A 16670-nucleotide genomic window follows, 5' to 3' on the forward strand; every position below is an offset into this window, starting at 1 on the left:
CTAAGCGGCAGTCGGCAGCCGCATGATCGGGTCCGCCGACCCTACCCGCTGAACCAGCGCAGTCCTCAATCCCTTCAAGTCCTGGCAAAAGCAGGTTCGCTGGCAAGGCGCCGAAGCGGATCTTCCTCCGGCATGCGTTGACGTGCTGCCCAGAAAACCGCCATGTCGGCATGCGCCAGATGATAGGCGAGCGTCGATTCCGCCCCGACATTCAGATTGACCCCGTGCGGTGTCAGGCCGTCACGGCAACGGCCCGTTTGCGGATCGGCCAGCGCGACGCGCCGATCGTTGCGCCCGGCGAACCAGCGCCAGGCGGCGTCGGCATGCCCCGCCCAGCGCGGTGATGCGCCGCGCGCAAAAGCCGTCGCGCAGGCGGCGATCGTCGCCCATGCCTCAAGCGGCTGCTGATCGAAGGGCATTGTTTCGCCCATAAGACCAAAGCCGTCCGAGCCCACCGGCCGAAAATTGCCCTGCTCGCTAGTCTGGCGATCGCACAGCCAGACGAGCGCGGACAGACCGGCTTCTTCCATCGGAAGCGACTGCAGGCGTCTTCCGGCCCGGATCAGCACTTCGGCGAGCCGGGCATTGTCATAGGTCAGCCCCGGCTCGAACCAATCCCACGTGGGGCGACGGGCGCTCTTCCACATGGCATGCAATAAGGCGCCCGCGCGCTCGACGAGCTGAATTGCGCGCGGATCGGACGGGTGGCGATCGAGGAGCGCGTCGGCGCCCAACGCCGCGAAGGCAATGGCGCGGGGGCTTTTGAAGTTGGCAGCGATGGCCGCTGTGCGCGCGAACCAATCGGCCGACCAGTCGCGCAGCTCGCCGGTCGCGGCGTGCGCGGCGCCATACCCGAGCGCCCAGAGCGCCCGCCCATTGCTGTCTTCGGACCCTGTGGCCTCGAGCCAGCGCCGGTCATAGGCCATGAAATTGCGAAACGCGCGCAGCTCGTCATTCCACGCGTGCTGGATGAAGCTTGCATAGCGCAGCGCCCAATTCTGGCAATCCGGGTCCCGGCGCAGTTCGCCGCAGTTCATCAGCATGAAGGCGCGCGCATTGTCATCGATACAATAGCCATGATCCCGGTCGGCAACGGGTCCGCGGCCGTGCTGGAGGATTCCGACGCTGTCGCTCATCGCCCAGATCGCGCCTCGTGATGGTGTCGCACGGCGCAAGACTCGTTCGCCGCTTCCGCCCTCGATGACGCGGTCGAGCAGGTCTCCGAAGGCGCGCGCGATCACCGGCCACGCCGTTTGCCGTCCGCGCTTGTACGCGCGCCGCTGGAGCGCCTCGCGCTCTGCGGGGACCGCAAGCAAAAGGAGCGCCGCCTCGGCAATGGCCTCGCTGTCCGCCTGCGGCACGAGGATGCCGACATCGTCGGCGAGAAGCTCGCGCGCGTGAACAAATGGCGTCGAGATCACCGCACGACCGAGCGCGACGGCATAAGCAAGCGTGCCCGACGTGACCTGAGCAAGATTGGGATAGGGGGCGAGATAGATGTCACACAACTCGATTGCCTCGAGCAGTTCGGGGGTATCGAGGAACCGGTCATCCCACGCCAGATTACTGGCCACGCCGAGGCTTTCCGCCAGGGCGACAAGACTTTCCCGATAGGCTTCTCCCTCAGCGGCCACCAGATTGGGATGAGTGGCGCCGACGATCCGGTAGAGAATATCGGGATATTGGGCGGCGATCGTGGGCAGCGCACGAATAGCGGTTTCCAGCCCCTTGCCGGGGCCGAGTAAGCCGAATGTGGACAGCACGGGCCGGTCGCCGATTGCGAGCGCGCCGCGAAGCGGCGAGGACGCAGCGAAAGCGCGATCAGGGGTGCCATGTTCGATGATCGCGACCTTTGCCGGATCGGCACCGTAAAGCTCGACCAGAGTGTCGCGCCCAAACTGGCTCATGACGATAAGCTGCGAGGCCCGAGCGATCAGCCGATCAAGCACCTGGCGCTGGCCCTCGGTCGGCGCGGCGAGCACCGTGTGCAGCGTTACGACAAGCGGGGCAGCGACCCGATCGACGAGATCGAGGATGAAACCCCCTGCTTCGCCGCCGAATATTCCGAACTCGTGCTGGAGCCATACCACCGCAGCGCCGCTGGCGTTGATGGCGGCCGCCGCAGTGCGATAGGCCTGCAAATCATGATCGCCGATCGTCTGACAAATCGCGGCGTCGCTGCCGACATCGGTCTTCGCGCGCATGGCATAGACGTCGATTGCAAGATCGGCCCGTTCGCGCGCGAGATGCTCATGGACATCAGCGGTGAAGGTGGCGATGCCACAGCGCCGCGGCCTGAAACAGCCGATGAGAGCAACGCGGGGCGCTGCACGCGGCAGAGCCTCGGGCCGCGTGCAACGCGGCAATGCTTCGGGTGGCGGTGCGTCCAGCTCCGCCATGTTCGAAAAGAGCCGGTCTTCAGGTTCATACTTCATGGCCCACTCGCCTCTTCTTGTAATATTGAAATGCGTGCCGCGCGACGTTCCCGAAGCTTGGTAACTCGTGGTCTTCATGCGCACGCCGCGCAGCGTCTTCTCCAAACGTCTGCTGCGGCGCACAAGTTGCGAGGCGACGCCGCAACAGTTGACGAAAACATGGGCAATTTGATCTATGTTGCCGAGAAGCCCCGTCGCCGCTGGCGCCTGTTGCGGTCGCCGTACCAGGAGCTGAATTGCCCACCCGCAGATCGTGCGCCGAGCTGCTGGCGCGCTATTGCGCGAAATTGCGACGAGGAACGATGATCCGGCTCATATGCGCGAGGCCGGCGGAAGGTTGCTGGCCGAGCGATTGTCACTAGCTCCCGCCGAAAGCGGTCCTATGTTCGATATCTTGTAGAAGATCAATGCTATCCCGCCTGCTCAGAAACGCGTCGGCATGAGATTGATCGCGATCGGCACGCGGAGCGGGCGCCAGGTTGAGCGCGCCAGTAGCTGATTGCTCTCGACCGGCTTGCGACCGCGCGCCCGATCAAGCGACCAGGTGATATGAAACAGGCTGCCATCGGGACGGTCGGGGCATCCATCGATCGCAACCACCAGGACCTCCAGCCCCTCCCCGTCATCGGCATGACCGATGACCTCGGCGCCCGGACGCGGCGGCGGCGGATCGCGCCGCGTCGCCTGCGCATCAAGCGTCACATGATCGGCGACAAGATCGGGCCAGCGAGGCGGAAAGATATCGACCAGAAAGTCGCGGCTCGCAGGCGCAAGCTTCCACCCTGAAACAACCATAGCTCAAACCCCGCGTTCGTCGGTGTGATCAGTTGCGATATCTTTGTCGGAGGCGCCATCGGGGACGCGATCGAGCGTATCGCTGGGGCGGCGCGCCGACCCTTCAGGCTGGTTTTCGGTCGACAGGTTGGGATTTCGCGTTTTCTCGGTGGGCACGCGACGCGTGCGACGATCGTTCGACATTTCTACTCTCCTCAAATACTGATCCACGCCCATCCGCTCGCTGCCGCGTGATGTTGCAGTCCAGACAAGCCCAACCTCCTCGTCGGCAGTGGAAATCGCAGGGGAAGCTGCGCGAAACGCCCGGCCGGCGCGCCAGGGCCCGACCGGGCTTCGTCCGCCCGGTGCTAGGAGAGACACCGGGTGACGGTCTGGTCCTCTCCCAACCGGGGATGCCGCAGATCAATTGGCGGGAGGCGGCGTACCGTCTTGTTCGGGAATGGTGGAACCCGTGCCACGCGTGCCGCCCATCTCGTCATTGACCGGCGGCACCGCGGGCGGCGTCTGGCCGGGCATCGGCGCGGCCTCGCCGCCGGGCATGGTGCCAGTCTGTGTGCCGTCAACGCTGCCAGTCGCGGGATCCGTCATTGTTCCGGGCGCGGTCATGGCGCCATCGCCGGCAGGCATGGCTTGCGTGTCGTTCGGCACCGTATCATTTTCGGGAGAACTGCAGCCCGCGAGCAGCGCAAGAAAAGGCAAAGCAATCAACAGGGGTCGGGTCATCAGCTGTCTCCTTTTGCGGTCTATGAGCGACTGACGATGCGCGCGCGCCATCGTTCCGAGGCAATGACCCGCACAGACAGAAAATTGATCCACTATATGATATGTTAGGGAGTGATGCTGCGAAGCCTGTTTAGTCGCCACCCACGAGAACAGGTCATTCGGGCGGGCAACACTCACAGCGATCGACAGGGGCGCGTCGGGCCAGCGACGCCGAGGCCCGGCGAGCCGTGGACGACGACGCCGAAGGGTTGCGGAGTCAAAATGGAGCATATCGACCTGGCATTGACGCAGCGCCTGTCGGCGTTCGCCATGCTGACGGCAGATGATCGCAAGCGTCTCAGCGATACGGTGCTGCGCAGCGCCCGCTGGTTCGCGCCCAGGCAGGAGATACTCAGCGAGGGCGAACGACCGCAATTTGTCCATGCTGTCATCGACGGCTGGGCCGTCGCCACCAAGCAGTTGGTCGACGGTCGCCGCCAGATCGTGAACATTCTCCTTCCCGGCGATTTGTGCGCGACCAACATTTTCCTGCCCAAGCGGGCCGACCATGCCGTGTCGGCGCTCACCCACGCCCGCGTCGCTTTCATTGGTGCCACCGAATTTCAGGTCATGATGGCGGCATCGCCGCGCATCGCGCAGGCGTTCTGGTGGAACGAGCTTTCGGGCGCTTCGATCCAGCGCGAATGGATGACCAGCCTCGGGCAGCGTAACGCCTATGAGCGGATCGCGCATCTACTTTGCGAATTGTACACCAGGCTGCAAGTCGTCAACATGGCCGCGCGCGGCGAGTGCGAATTTCCGGTGACCCAGAACGATCTCGCCGATGCGACGGGTTTAACCCCCGTCCATGTCAACCGGACGGTCCAGCAACTGCGCCAGGACGGCCTGATCTCGTTGCACGACAAAAAACTGGTGCTTCACGACATTGATCGGCTGGCGATTGCGGGCCTGTTCAATCCGGCCTATCTGCATCTCGACCGGGGGCGCTGAGCGCCGCCATTGGCACCGTCGTTTTCGCAGCGGAACCGTGATGCCGCTACGCTCAGCAGGGTGCCGACTTTATCCCGTCCCAGGCTGAGCGTCGCCCTGACGGCACGGATGCAGCTGCCACAAATTGGGTGCGGCCTTGGTCATTCGCGCGAGGAGCATCTCACCCTGCCAAAGTTCAGCCCGGGTGCCATCGGCCTCGCGCTCGGCAATGCTCAAAGCATAATCCGGCGTTTCCGCCTGGAATTCGATGCGGCGGCGATCCGAATCGCCTTCCATAACCAGTTGATACCTCAGCATGACCCCTGCCCTTTCCATCGCAGACCGTCACTCTGCCATGACAAGTTATTGAATGGTCGGCCGATTTTCTGAGAAGCCACTGAAAATGAAAACGACTGTCCCGCAACCCGACCCGGTGGAAACCGCCCATTCAATCTAGCGCCCAGCCTGTGCGGCGCACCAACATAGGTTGCTGCCAGCGCCATCGCCGCCGACAACGGATTTCCTATCCTGGGTCAATTTTCAACCAGTGTCCGCCGATGCGCGGCATCACGGCGGAACCAGCGCGCACCCGGTCACGTTGGCGAGCGCAGAGGGGGCGTGACCCAGGACAGGAGATGATCGATGAATTATGTCAGTCTGCTCGGCGCTTCAGCGCTGTTTCTTGCCGCCTGCGACGGCAGCAGCGAGAGAGCTTCGGCGGCCGCCGACCCGGCGACAAATTCCGCTGCGCCCGCGGCTGAAATGATGCCAAGCGCCAGCGCGCCGACTGCGCCGACCGATGCCCAAAGCTATGTCACCATGGCCGGCGCTGCGGATATGTGGGAAATCGAATCCTCGCGCGCGATCCTTGCCAAGACGAGCAACGACGCAGTCAGAGACTTTGCGCAGATGATGATCGAGCAGCATGGCCGGTCGACCGCCAAGATCAAGGCGGCGGCGGGAACGGCCGACATCGATGTTACGCCGCCCCGCCTCGATGGGGATCAGCAACGGATGCTCGACGACATCCAGCGCGCCGACGCGGCAGGCGCTGACGCGATCTATCTGCGCCACCAGCGGACCGCCCATGACAAGGCACTTGCCCTGCATAGGGGCTATGCGGAGCAGGGCGATACCGCCAGCTTGAAGCAGGTGGCCAGCGAGATCGTGGCCGTCGTCGAAATGCATCGCCGCGAGCTCGACAAGCTCGGTAGCGCAGCGGGGGCCACGTCCGATGGAACATGACCGAGCCAGCAAGAATGATGTCGGACAGCGCTCGCGTGAAAGCGGCGCGAGCAATGAGACGAGCCGCACGCCAGGCTCCTTGCCCCCCGAAAAGATCGAGGATCGCGGCAATGTCGGCACGGCGCGCCCCGAGCAGTATCCGAAAGAGGATCGGGCGGCTGCCGATCCGGCAGCCCAAAACCGCGGACGCCGGGCGAGCAAGGGAAGCGGCCCGGCCAGCGGCAGCGGGGCCGGCGCGGGCGGCAAGGGCAACAGCGATGGATCAGCCTCGCGGCGGGCGCCGCGAGAGCATCAAAGAGAAAGGACAAGAGGATGGAATGGCCCCTGATGACGGTATTGGGACCGATCCTGTTCGCAGTGATTGTGCTGTGGGTGATGGCCCATAACCGCCAGACGAAGGCGGAAAAGCGGCGTACCGAAGAAGCGACACGAAAGCGCCGCGCCGAGGAAGAAGCTGACCAAAAAGCCCAGGAACGCGAAGCGGGATGAGGTCAACCAAGGCTATTGGCGCCGCGTATATAGGCGAAGATCGCCCTCTGGGGTTCGTATCCGGATCCGGGCATGACCGTCATGCTTCTGGCCGATGATCTTATAGACCTGGGTTAACGCCGCTGCACGATAGCGCGAGCGCCGGACAGTTTTCACCCTGACGGCTCCTGCCGGCTCCGCGCCTCGGCCAACCGCGCGGCAAATCAATCCCGCCGGACGAGACGACAAAAAGGCCCCGCGTTGATGCGAGGCCTTTCCGTCCTCATTTGCATGGCTACGCCTGAGGAGATGCGCTGCCCGTCGGTGTCGCTTCCGAGCCGTGCTAGCCGGGCGAGCATAGCGGCTTGGGCCGAGGCGTGACTCACCTATGTTAACGCTTGGGCGCAACGCAAAGCACGTTCGGCAGCGCCGGAGCAATCCGCGCCGCAGCGAGGAGCAGCCCGCGGCAACTGTCCGAGGGTAATGGCGTACCCCGAGAGGTGGCGCGCGGTGATAGCAGCCACTGGGCCCCTATTCCCGCGCGCACCGCACCCCGGACGCTGCAACCGCACGGGCCACCCAGCGTTGACAAGAAATGATAATAGCCCGCCTTTTGCCGTGACGCCGCGCTGGCCTGCGACCTTGTGGATTGTGCGGCACGGTCAAAGTCCCGGCAATGTCGCGCGCGACGCAGCCGATGAAGCGGGAGCGCACCGAATATCGCTCGATCACCGCGATGTCGACGTACCGCTCTCCGCGCTCGGTCAGGCGCAGGCAGCTGCACTTGGCGAATGGTTCGCAGGCGTGACCGAGCAGCAGCGTCCCGAAATCATCCTGCCATCGCCCTATGTTCGCGCCATCGAGACCGCCGAGATTTTTCGTGCATCGGGCGGCTGCCCGCCGCACGTCGGCATCTGCCATGACGAACGGTTGCGCGAAAAGGAGTTCGGTATCCTTGATGGGCTCACCCGCACCGGGATCGCAGCAGCGCACCCTGACCAAGCAGCATTCCGACAATTGCTGGGGAAATTCTATCACCGTCCGCCAGGCGGCGAAAGCTGGTGCGACGTCATCTTGCGGCTGCGTTCGCTGCTCGACACGGTATCGCTGCACTATGGCGGGCGCCGGGTCATGATCATCGCCCACCAGGTGGTCGTGCTCTGCCTTCGCACGATCATCGAAAATCTGAGCGAGCGCGAAATCCTTGCGATTGACCAGGCGGGCGATGTGGCCAACTGCGCGATCACCGAGTATCGCCTCGCGGGCGATGCCCATGGTGAGGGTCATCTCGAGCTCGAGCGCTATAATGTTACCGCGCCGACGGCCGAGCCAATACCGGTGACGCGCGCGCCTGACGTCATGGTTGCCGCTCGTGGCTGACTTTGCTGCGCTCGACCCGCGCTGGCTGAAGATGCATCCACTCCCCCTGCCCGACGCCCATGCCGACAAAAATCAGCGAGGAAAATTGCTGATCGTGGGCGGCTCGCGGCGCGTTCCCGGCGGGATCGGATTGACCGCGCACGCGGCGCTGTGTGCCGGTGCCGGCAAGGTGACTTTGGCCACGATCGCCGCGGCCGCGGTGCCGCTCGGCGTTGCCTTTCCCGAATGTGCTGTTGTCGCATTGGACGAAGCGCCCACGGGCGAAATCGCCGCATCGGCCGCCGCCGCGCTTGATGCGGAACTGTCCAGCTATGATGCGGTCATCGTCGGTCCCGCGATGACCGACGCAGGCGCCGCCGACGGCTTGCTTGCCGAGCTGCTGCGCCGCCTTCCGGCCTGTGTAACGCTGGTGCTGGACGCGGCTGCGCTGCACGCCGCGGCCAATCATGGCGAAGCGCTCAAACAGCGCGCCGACCAGACAATTTATACCCCCCACGCCGGCGAACTTGCTGCGATGCTCACAATGGACCGTCGGGCGATCGACGCCGACCCGAGCGCAGCGCTCGAAACCGCCGCAGCACGTTATGGCGGGGCGCTGATGGTCAAAGGCGCGACAAGCTATATCGCGGCAGGCACGGTCCGTCTGGCCTATGGCGGAGGCGGCGTCGGGCTCGCGACGGGCGGATCTGGGGATGTCCTTGCCGGTCTCATCGGGGCGCTCGCGGCACGCGGCCTCGCGCTGCTCGAGGCCTTGGCGTGGGGCACCTGGCTGCACGGCGAGGCGGGGCGCCGGCTGGCCGAAACGGTCGGTCCGATCGGCTATCTCGCGCGGGAACTGCCGGCGCAGATACCGCGCCTTATGCATCCGGCCTGACCAGCGGCACCGCCCCACGCCTGCTCACGTGGTGCGTATGTCACGCCGCCCTCGGGTCCTGAAATGGCGGACGCCAGTCCGCCCCGACCGCGCGCCCGCTATATTGCGCCGCTTCACTGGCTTCCCCGTGACGCGCGAGCATGGGGTTGATGCTTCCCGCCAGTTCTTCGTCGCGCGCGAGGATCGCCGCACGCATGCGCTCATACCGGCCTTCGCGGCGCAAGGTTTCGAACTGGTCATGAAGGTTGAATACCAGCGTCGGATGCGCGAAGCGGCGCGCTGGACGCGAGGCATGCGGGTGGAGCCCGACGACAAAAAAGGCTTCGCCGCCAAAGCTTAATGAGAAACGCGGGTTATCGGGATCGGCGCAGACGCGCGGATCGGGCGCCAGCCCTTTCCAGGCATCCTTGTCGGCAAGCGACTGCAACCGCGCCCATAGTGCCGCTTCGAACTGCTGCTCATCGAGACCGCCTGGTGTCGCAAAGACGACGGCGAGGCTACGGAACCCACCAGGATTTTGACGATAGGCGCGTGCCCAGGCGACAAGCTCGCTGTGAATTTCAAGATCATTCCAGGCGCTCGTCAGATCGCGTGCCGCAAGGATCTTGACTCCGCCGCGGGCAAGCGCGGACTTGGCTCCGACGCAGGGAAAGTCAGGGTTGGCGATGAATTCGCCAAAGGCGGCAGCGAAGGGGTGCGGTTCGGATGTTTGCATGCGGCAGGAACGACCAAAGCGGCCAGGTGGCTCCCCCCAGCGAGCGCCAGACCCACAATTTTCGGCCCTTGCTTAACGCAAGTTAGGATGCAGCGTGGGGGCGCGGCATGGTCAAACGGCGACGTCCCAACGGTCATCGCCGCGTTTTTCCCTAATCTGGGTTGCAAATTGCGCCGCGCCGACCGGACTGCGCGCCCCGCCGGGAACTACCGGACCGCCGCCTGCTCGGGTGAGCGCGCCGCGTGCCGCGAATTTCATCTCGGCGCAGGCGAACGTGATAGCCTGCGCGAACATGCGGCGCTGGCGGGCTTCTCGGTGCTTGCCGGGATCATCAGGGACCACCCGGTTGCGCGGCAGGATATGGTACTCGAAATCGTTCCCCGCGGATCATCAGCCGGGCGCTGAACGCGCCGCCGCTACGGCGCCAAACCGCCGTCCGAAATTTAGACCATCAGGTTGAGCAGATCATCGATGGTAGCCGAGGCAAAGCCGATCGCACTGTCCGAGATCCCGTAGGGGATAAAAATCTCGCGGCCCACCGCCAGGGCGCCGCAGGTATAGACGACGTTGGGAACATAGCCCTCGCGATCGCTGTCGGCGGCGGAAAGGATCGGACAGGCGGTGCGCCCCAGCACCCGCGACGGATCGTCGCGATCGAGCAGGGCCGCGCCGAGGCTGTATTTGCGCATCGCACCGACGCCGTGGGTGAACAATATCCAGCCTGCATCGCACTCGATCGGGCTGCCGCAATTGCCCATCTGGACAAATTCCCATGGAAACTGGGGGGTGAGCAAGGGGGTTCCCTCGTCGTCCCAACGGGTCAGCTCGGACGACGACAACAGGGTTATATTTTTACCGTCCTGCCGTCCGACGATCAGATATTTGCCGCCCACCTTGCGCGGAAACAAGGCCATGCCCTTGTTGCGTGCCGCCCGCCCGGCGAGCGGTTCGAGGCAGAAGCTGGCAAAATCCCGGGTTCGCAGCAGTTCCGAGCGGATCGCGTGACCCGAATAGGCGGTATAGGTCCCAAGATATTCGCTGCTCCCGTCGTCATGGGTAAATTGCACCAGCCGCAGATCTTCCAGTCCGTTGCGCTGCGCTTCGGTGACCGGAAACAGGACCGAATTCGATATGGCACTATCGGGCTGGCGATGAACCATGGTCGCATCGTCGGGGCCGAGGCGATGCCGGTCGTCGGGCACCGCCGCCATTGCATGTCCCGATTGCGGCCAAAGCGCGAAATCCCCTGCAGGACCAACGATGCCTTCACGAAAGGCAACCGAGCTTATATGCCCCTCGCCGACGGCCCGCATCGACATGACGAACCGCAGCTGGTCGCCGTCGATCCCGCTCTGATCGGGGTGCGCGACGATGCTGGGGTTCATCAGCGCGGCGGCAGCATAACTATATTCGTGGCAGAAATAGGCGCCGATCAGGCGCCGTTTGACCGGTGACACACTCTCCGGCGCCAGCGTCATGTCTTCGGCAATCTCGCCAAATCGCTCATCAAATATCTGACCGATCTGCCAATGCCGCTCCGAGAAGTCCTTCCAGACGCCGTCGAGTTCCATCTCCGCCGCCGCCTCGTCCAACGCCAGAATGTCGGCGACGAGCAGTTCCGCCCGGGTGCGCTCGGCGACATTTTCCTGCCACGCCAGATGAAATGGGCGCAGCACGACCCGCGACGGGTCGGCGGCCAGCCTTTCGCCGAGAATCCGCAGCGGCGATCGAACAGCTCGGCAATTCAACATCGGCGCGGTCAATTCCTTCACGGCAAGCGACGCCAGGATAAGGGCCGCCGCCTATAAGGCGCAACCCGAAATAGGTCATCACCAATCTCTCGCGCATCAAACCGGCTTCCACCGGGCTCATTCCATCGCGAATAAACGCAAAGATGCTGCCGGCCAAAGTGTGGGCTCAGCAGCGCGCGCGCATCATCCCTTGAACCAGCCGGCCAAAAAGCGCGCGTCGTCACCGGCGGTGATGACAGCGGCTCCGGTAGACCAGAGGCATTCGCCCGGGACGGCCACGACATTGTCGACCGTCAGCGGACCGGCAAGCGGGACCAGCATCATATCGCTGCCAAGGTCCGCGAGCGGCGCCAGGTTATTCCCGACGACATGCGCGACCCCGAGATGGTCGCTGTCGAGCAACGATGTGCTTTTGTTCGGATCAATCATCTGCTGCAACTGGATCGGCATGGGGACCGCCCGGGCAACGGCGGCACCGTCCTCGAGATGCAGCGCCCGCGGGCGGCCATAATCGTAGAGACGGTACGTCACGTCCGAATTCTGCTGAATCTCGATCAGCGTCACACCGCCGCCAATCGCATGCACGGTGCCAGCCGGAATATGGAAAAACATGCCCGCGGCGACATCGTGCCACTGCATCAGCTGCTCGAGCGCGCCCGACTGCGCGGCACTCTTCATGGCATCGCCATCCAGCGGCCTTACGGTACCGATCCCGAGCTGCGCTCCCGGCTCCGCCGCCAGAATATACCAGCATTCTTCCTTGCCGGCGGCCAGGCCGCGCGCGCGCGCTTGCCGATCATCGGGATGCACCTGGATCGACAAGCGTTCGCTCGTAAACAGATATTTGACGAGCAGCGGACAACCGGGAGGCGGTTCGAACCATATCTCCCCGATGCGCTCATCGCTATCGGGGACAAAGGGCGGGGGAAGCGCTCGGACCCCCCACGGCTTCACCACGCGGCGGGTAGGCAGCTTCGCCGTCGGCATAATGATCGATCTCCCACCTCAATTGGCCGGCAAAACGGCTACACCGCGAAGACCGGCGGGCCACCTGCGAGGTCGGCTTGAGGCCAACCACGCCGATGATAACGGGCTCCCCCGCGCGGCTTCCGACTGAGCAGAAGCAGCGCCAGGAGGACCGGTCACGATCAGCTCCGGGATCAGAATGGATAATTTACGCCATAATAGCCATAGACGTCCCGGCCATATTGGCGATCGAAGCTCGGCTCGGCGTCACCGCTGTATCGCGGCGCTTTTTCCAGCACCGCCTTATCAAGGGTGACAGAATAGCCCCCTTGCGACGTGTCGTAGGTCAACATTTCCCACGGCAGGGGATAATAATCGCTGCCGATACCGAGGAAGCCGCCAAACTGCAGGACGGCATATTCGACCGTGCCGGCGCGCTTGTCGACCATGAAGTTGTAAATCGATCCCAGCTTCTCGCCGTCGCGGTTGTAGACAGCGGTGCCTTCGACCTTGTTCGAGGCAATCAGCCCGGAGGTCTCGTTCGTGGCGATGTCAGTGGCAGACATGAGCGGTTCCTTTTCATGAAGTGAGCCGATGCAACGCGTCGCCCCTTGCATCTATCCCGGCCAATTCATTAATCTGGATCAAGGCGCCGGCCCGGAGGGGCGCCTGCCAGCGTTGCGAAGCCGAGGAGATCGCAGCGCATGCAGCCACCCGACGGAATTTTCGAGCAGCAGACCGCGACGGGAATCTGGGACCGGCATGCCAGTCCGCTCTCCATCCTGATACTTGCCGGCGTTTTGATGTTGGCGCTGACCGGACTCGCCGGCGGGCAAACCAGTCCGACGATCACCAAGGATCTGGGCGCCGCCAGCCTGCGCATCAAAACGCCCGTCATCCTGCGCAACGGCGAATTTTTCGAAAGCCAGATCGAGATCACGCCCAATATTCGGCTAGGCGACGCGCAGCTCGCGATCGGTTCGGACCTGTGGCGCGACATCACGATCAACAGCATGATCCCCGCCGCGAGCGACGAGCATTTCGAAAAGGGCGCGTATCGCTTTTCCTATGGGCCGCTCGCCGCCGGTGAAACCTTGTCGGTCAAGATCGACGGGCAGATCAATCCGCCGCTCTTCGCGGGCACGGCGGGCGATGTCGCCCTCTATGACGGTGACAAACTTGTCGGACGGCAGAAACTCGCGATCCGGGTCTTGCCCTGATGGATATCGTCTTGCGCGCCACGGCGATGTTCGCGCTGCTCTACCTGCTGATCCGGCTGCTTGGAAAACGCGAGCTTGGCCAGATGACGCCTTTCGAGCTGGTCCTGCTCGTTGTGATGGGCGACCTCATCCAGCAGGGCGTGACGCACAATGATTTCAGCCTGACCGGCGCGCTGCTCGCCATCTCGACATTTGCCTTCTGGGCGCTGGTGCTGAGCTGGGTGACCTATCTGTTTCCCAGCGCCAAGGATTTTCTTGAAGGCACCCCGCGCGTCATCGTGCGCGACGGCGAGATCATGACCGGCAATCTGCGCCGCGATCGACTGACGCGCGATGAAATCCTGTCCGAAATGCGGCTGGCGGGCATCGCCCGGCTATCGAGTGTCGCCTGGGCCATTCTCGAACCGCAAGGCAAGATCAGTTTCATCCGCAAGGATGATCAGGCTCCGCAACGCGATGTTGAACATAGCCCTGCGTTATGAGGGCCAGGTGCGACGGTGTGCCCATAATGGGGGTGCGCGAAACTTCCGCGGCGCCGAGCGCGTTGACGAGGCACAAGGAGTAAGCCCAATGACCCTACCCCATGACAGTCTTGTTCTCGTGGCCGATGGCCGTAAGGCCCTTTTCCTGCGCAATCAGGGCGACGAACACCGGATAGACCTTCGAACCACCTCGCATCGCGAACGCGAGGACCGAAAGGACAGCGACATCAAGACCGCCCCCGCGGGGCAATCGCCCGCCCCGGGAGGCACGGGCCTCTCGGGCGGGACGATGGCTGAGACGGATTTTCACCAGCAGGAAGAGGACCGGTTCGCGCGCGAACTGGCCGACGAAATCAACCACATGGCACTGACCGGCAAGTTTGAAACGCTTGCGGTGGTTGCCCCGGCGCGCACGATGGGCGAACTGCGTCCGCTGTGGCACCAGGAAGTTGCCAAGCGCATCGTCGGCGAGCATGTCAAGGAGATGACCCGCCGCCCGGTGCAGGATATCGAGGCCATGCTGAAGGGTAAAGCTGCGCCCCCCACATGAGGGCGCCCGAGCCGGAATGCGCGGCTATCGCCGCCAGCCGATCGACGAGGCGAAGGAGAGGCGAATGCTGGCAGGCGTGGAACTGGGCGGCACCAAATGTATCTGCACCTGGGGTACCGGGCAGGATGATGTGCGCGGCCAGGAAGTCATCGCCACCGGGCCGCCGGCGGCGACCCTCGCGGCGATCGCGCGCGTGCTGGCCGGGTGGGATTTCAGAGCCCTCGGTATTGCCAGCTTCGGACCGCTCGAGCTCGATCGCGCCTCCCCCGACTTCGGGACGATCCTTGCGACTCCGAAAAGCCTGTGGCGCGGAACCAGCCTGTTGCCGCTCGCGAAAGACATGCCGTGCATCATCGATACGGACGTCAACGGCGCGGCGCTGGCCGAGGGCCGCTGGGGCGCGGCGCAGGGGCTGCATAGCTGGGCTTATATCACCGTGGGGACCGGCGTCGGTGTCGGTTCGGTATCGGGTGGCCGCATCCTGCGCGGCGCGGGCCACAGCGAAGCTGGACATCAGCGGATCCCCAAACTCGCTGGCGACCGGTTCGGCGGAACTTGCATGTTCCATGGCGATTGCGTCGAAGGCCTCGCCAGCGGCCCCGCCCTCGCCGCCCGGACCGGCCGCGAAGCGGCTCTGCTTCCAAGCGACCATCCGGCGTGGAACCATGGCGCGCACGCGATTGCGATGCTCTGCCACAATCTGTTGCTCACCACATTGCCGGAGCGCATCATGATTGGCGGCGGCGTCACGAACGGACAGCCGCAGCTGCTGGCGATGGTCCGTGACCATCTTGCAAACAGCCTCGCTGACTATGGCAATCGCGGGCCGGTCGATCAACTCGTCGTGCCACCGGCGCTTGGCGCCCGCGCGGGATGGCTGGGTCCGCTCGCGCTGGCTGCGACGATTATCGACGAGCCGGGACAGCGCCGTTCGCTGCAAAAATGAAGGGCCGCCCGGTCAGGACGGCCCTTCCATTGTCTCAGCTATGCGGAGACTTGTTTGCCGCAGGCCGCCGCAGGGTTGGCCGGGCTCCATTCTGCCGCACAGGGCATGGGACAATGAGACATTCGACCACCTCCTTTCGCTTGTTGACGATGACGGAAAATATCGCGGCCCGCGGTAAAGTTCAAGCCAGAAGCGCGCGCGAAGCCTTGCGCGGAACGACCGGCGCGATCGGGAATTGAAGCAGGAGCAGCGCAAGGGAGACGACCATGGCAGTGAGACCCTATTGGAAAGGCCAGATCCGACTGGCACTTGTTTCAATACCTGTCGAAATCTATTCGGCCACGCGCAGCGGCGCGACGATCGCCTTCAACCAGATCCACGAGCCGTCGGGCAAGCGCATCAAATATGAAAAAGTGGTGCCGGGTATCGGGCCGATCGATGTTGCGGATATCGTCAGGGGCTTTGAATATGCCAAGGATGAATATGTGCTGCTCGACGACGACGAGATCGAAGGCGTGAAGCTCGAGAGCAAGAAGACGCTGGAGCTCACCCAGTTCGTCGAGGCCCATGACATCGATGCGATCTATTTCGAAAAGCCCTATTATGTTGTGCCCGCCGACGACCTTGCCGAGGAGGCGTTCATCGTCCTGCGCGAGGCGCTGCGGCGGAGCCGAAAGATCGGTCTTGGCCAACTCGCGATGCGCGGCCGCGAATATGTCGTGAGTATCAAGGCATGCGGCCGGGGCCTAGTGATGGAAACGCTGCGCTATGCCGACGAGGTCCACAAGGCCGCGAGCTATTTTCGCGAGATCGGCGACGAGGATCCGGACGAAGACCTGCTCGACCTCGCGACGACGCTGATCGACAAGAAAACCGGCAAATTCGATGCCAGCGATTTTCATGATCGCTATGTCGAGGCGCTGCGCGAACTCATCGAGCGTAAAAAGAAGGGCAAGACGCTCAATATCGAAAGCGGCGGCGATGGCGGCGATCCGCGCGGTTCCAATGTTGTCGACCTGATGGCCGCGCTTAAAAAGTCTATCGGCGACAAAAGCGGCGCGAAGGCGAAGCCCGCGGCCAAAAAAACGGCAAAGCCGGCCGCAAAAAAGGCCGCTGCCAAGCAACCCGCCCGCAAACGAGCATGATGAGCG

20 protein-coding genes are annotated in these 16670 nt (G+C 63.8%); 11 read left to right on the top strand and 9 right to left on the bottom strand.

The features are described from left to right. Window positions 1-74: 74 nt before the first annotated feature. The 4 genes from CDQ92_RS07745 to CDQ92_RS07760 all read right to left on the bottom strand — a co-directional run bounded on the left by CDQ92_RS07745 (window position 75) and on the right by CDQ92_RS07760 (window position 3953). Complete coding sequence (locus CDQ92_RS07745) at window positions 75-2435, bottom strand: glycosyltransferase (protein WP_229667162.1); 2361 nt, start codon at window positions 2433-2435, stop codon at window positions 75-77. Between the two features lie 423 nt (window positions 2436-2858). Continuing rightward, window positions 2859-3230 (bottom strand): hypothetical protein, encoded by a 372-nt coding sequence (locus CDQ92_RS07750; RefSeq protein ID WP_088440836.1) that lies wholly within the window; start codon window positions 3228-3230, stop codon window positions 2859-2861. Window positions 3231-3233: 3 nt separating this feature from the next. Next, on the bottom strand, window positions 3234-3413 hold the full coding sequence (locus CDQ92_RS07755) for a hypothetical protein (RefSeq protein WP_088440837.1): 180 nt from the start codon (window positions 3411-3413) through the stop codon (window positions 3234-3236). A 219-nt stretch (window positions 3414-3632) separates the two neighbouring features. Further along, entirely contained in the window at window positions 3633-3953 is a 321-nt protein-coding gene (locus CDQ92_RS07760) for a putative periplasmic lipoprotein (RefSeq protein WP_144035705.1), read from the bottom strand. A gap of 261 nt (window positions 3954-4214) precedes the next feature. Here CDQ92_RS07760 and CDQ92_RS07765 point away from each other — a divergent pair, with 261 nt between their 5' ends. Continuing rightward, window positions 4215-4943: a Crp/Fnr family transcriptional regulator gene (locus CDQ92_RS07765; protein ID WP_088440839.1), complete on the top strand. Its 729-nt coding sequence runs from the start codon at window positions 4215-4217 to the stop codon at window positions 4941-4943. Window positions 4944-5012: 69 nt separating this feature from the next. Here CDQ92_RS07765 and CDQ92_RS07770 read toward each other — a convergent pair whose 3' ends face one another. Then, window positions 5013-5240, bottom strand: coding sequence for a hypothetical protein (locus tag CDQ92_RS07770; protein WP_144035706.1), 228 nt, complete (start codon window positions 5238-5240; stop codon window positions 5013-5015). A gap of 324 nt (window positions 5241-5564) precedes the next feature. Here CDQ92_RS07770 and CDQ92_RS07775 point away from each other — a divergent pair, with 324 nt between their 5' ends. The 4 genes from CDQ92_RS07775 (at window position 5565) to CDQ92_RS07790 (ending at window position 8889) form a co-directional block, all read left to right on the top strand. Beyond that, window positions 5565-6167 carry a DUF4142 domain-containing protein gene (locus CDQ92_RS07775; protein WP_088440841.1) on the top strand — a complete coding sequence of 201 codons (603 nt, stop codon included), beginning with the start codon at window positions 5565-5567 and terminating at the stop codon, window positions 6165-6167. A gap of 312 nt (window positions 6168-6479) precedes the next feature. Further along, window positions 6480-6656 (top strand): hypothetical protein, encoded by a 177-nt coding sequence (locus CDQ92_RS21085; RefSeq protein WP_158213792.1) that lies wholly within the window; start codon window positions 6480-6482, stop codon window positions 6654-6656. Window positions 6657-7286: 630 nt separating this feature from the next. After that, a complete protein-coding gene (locus CDQ92_RS07785; protein ID WP_229667161.1) occupies window positions 7287-8015 on the top strand; it encodes a histidine phosphatase family protein in 729 nt (242 codons plus the stop codon). Beyond that, window positions 8008-8889, top strand: a complete 882-nt coding sequence (locus CDQ92_RS07790) for an NAD(P)H-hydrate dehydratase (RefSeq protein ID WP_229667160.1) — start codon at window positions 8008-8010, stop codon at window positions 8887-8889. The genes CDQ92_RS07785 and CDQ92_RS07790 overlap by 8 nt, the downstream gene beginning before the upstream one ends. Before the next feature lie 40 nt (window positions 8890-8929). Here CDQ92_RS07790 and gntA read toward each other — a convergent pair whose 3' ends face one another. Then, window positions 8930-9604 carry a guanitoxin biosynthesis heme-dependent pre-guanitoxin N-hydroxylase GntA gene (gntA, locus tag CDQ92_RS07795; RefSeq protein WP_088440844.1) on the bottom strand — a complete coding sequence of 225 codons (675 nt, stop codon included), beginning with the start codon at window positions 9602-9604 and terminating at the stop codon, window positions 8930-8932. Between the two features lie 87 nt (window positions 9605-9691). Between gntA and CDQ92_RS07800 the strand changes: the two genes are divergently transcribed. Further along, window positions 9692-10009, top strand: coding sequence for a hypothetical protein (locus tag CDQ92_RS07800; protein ID WP_088440845.1), 318 nt, complete (start codon window positions 9692-9694; stop codon window positions 10007-10009). A gap of 38 nt (window positions 10010-10047) precedes the next feature. On the opposite strand, the gene CDQ92_RS07805 is transcribed toward CDQ92_RS07800, so the two are convergent. From CDQ92_RS07805 to CDQ92_RS07815, 3 genes are all read right to left on the bottom strand, one after another. After that, a complete protein-coding gene (locus CDQ92_RS07805; RefSeq protein WP_088440846.1) occupies window positions 10048-11355 on the bottom strand; it encodes a glycoside hydrolase family 130 protein in 1308 nt (435 codons plus the stop codon). Window positions 11356-11538: 183 nt separating this feature from the next. Next, the gene (locus CDQ92_RS07810; protein ID WP_088440847.1) at window positions 11539-12342 is read right to left on the bottom strand and encodes a class I mannose-6-phosphate isomerase; all 804 of its coding nucleotides are present in this window, start codon (window positions 12340-12342) and stop codon (window positions 11539-11541) included. A 173-nt stretch (window positions 12343-12515) separates the two neighbouring features. After that, window positions 12516-12887, bottom strand: coding sequence for a PRC-barrel domain-containing protein (locus CDQ92_RS07815; RefSeq protein WP_088441466.1), 372 nt, complete (start codon window positions 12885-12887; stop codon window positions 12516-12518). A gap of 138 nt (window positions 12888-13025) precedes the next feature. Between CDQ92_RS07815 and CDQ92_RS07820 the strand changes: the two genes are divergently transcribed. The 5 genes from CDQ92_RS07820 to ku all read left to right on the top strand — a co-directional run bounded on the left by CDQ92_RS07820 (window position 13026) and on the right by ku (window position 16664). Then, window positions 13026-13541 (top strand): hypothetical protein, encoded by a 516-nt coding sequence (locus tag CDQ92_RS07820; RefSeq protein ID WP_088440848.1) that lies wholly within the window; start codon window positions 13026-13028, stop codon window positions 13539-13541. Continuing rightward, window positions 13541-14023 carry a DUF421 domain-containing protein gene (locus tag CDQ92_RS07825; protein WP_088440849.1) on the top strand — a complete coding sequence of 161 codons (483 nt, stop codon included), beginning with the start codon at window positions 13541-13543 and terminating at the stop codon, window positions 14021-14023. The genes CDQ92_RS07820 and CDQ92_RS07825 overlap by 1 nt, the downstream gene beginning before the upstream one ends. Before the next feature lie 88 nt (window positions 14024-14111). Beyond that, window positions 14112-14573 (top strand): host attachment family protein, encoded by a 462-nt coding sequence (locus CDQ92_RS07830; protein ID WP_088440850.1) that lies wholly within the window; start codon window positions 14112-14114, stop codon window positions 14571-14573. Between the two features lie 16 nt (window positions 14574-14589). Beyond that, window positions 14590-15519 carry an ROK family protein gene (locus tag CDQ92_RS07835; protein WP_229667159.1) on the top strand — a complete coding sequence of 310 codons (930 nt, stop codon included), beginning with the start codon at window positions 14590-14592 and terminating at the stop codon, window positions 15517-15519. A 266-nt stretch (window positions 15520-15785) separates the two neighbouring features. Beyond that, a complete protein-coding gene (ku, locus tag CDQ92_RS07840) occupies window positions 15786-16664 on the top strand; it encodes a non-homologous end joining protein Ku (protein ID WP_088440851.1) in 879 nt (292 codons plus the stop codon). The last annotated feature ends 6 nt before the right edge of the window (window positions 16665-16670 follow it).

It is taken from the genome of Sphingopyxis bauzanensis (genome assembly GCF_002205675.1).
Classification (GTDB): Bacteria; Pseudomonadota; Alphaproteobacteria; order Sphingomonadales; family Sphingomonadaceae; genus Sphingopyxis; species Sphingopyxis bauzanensis.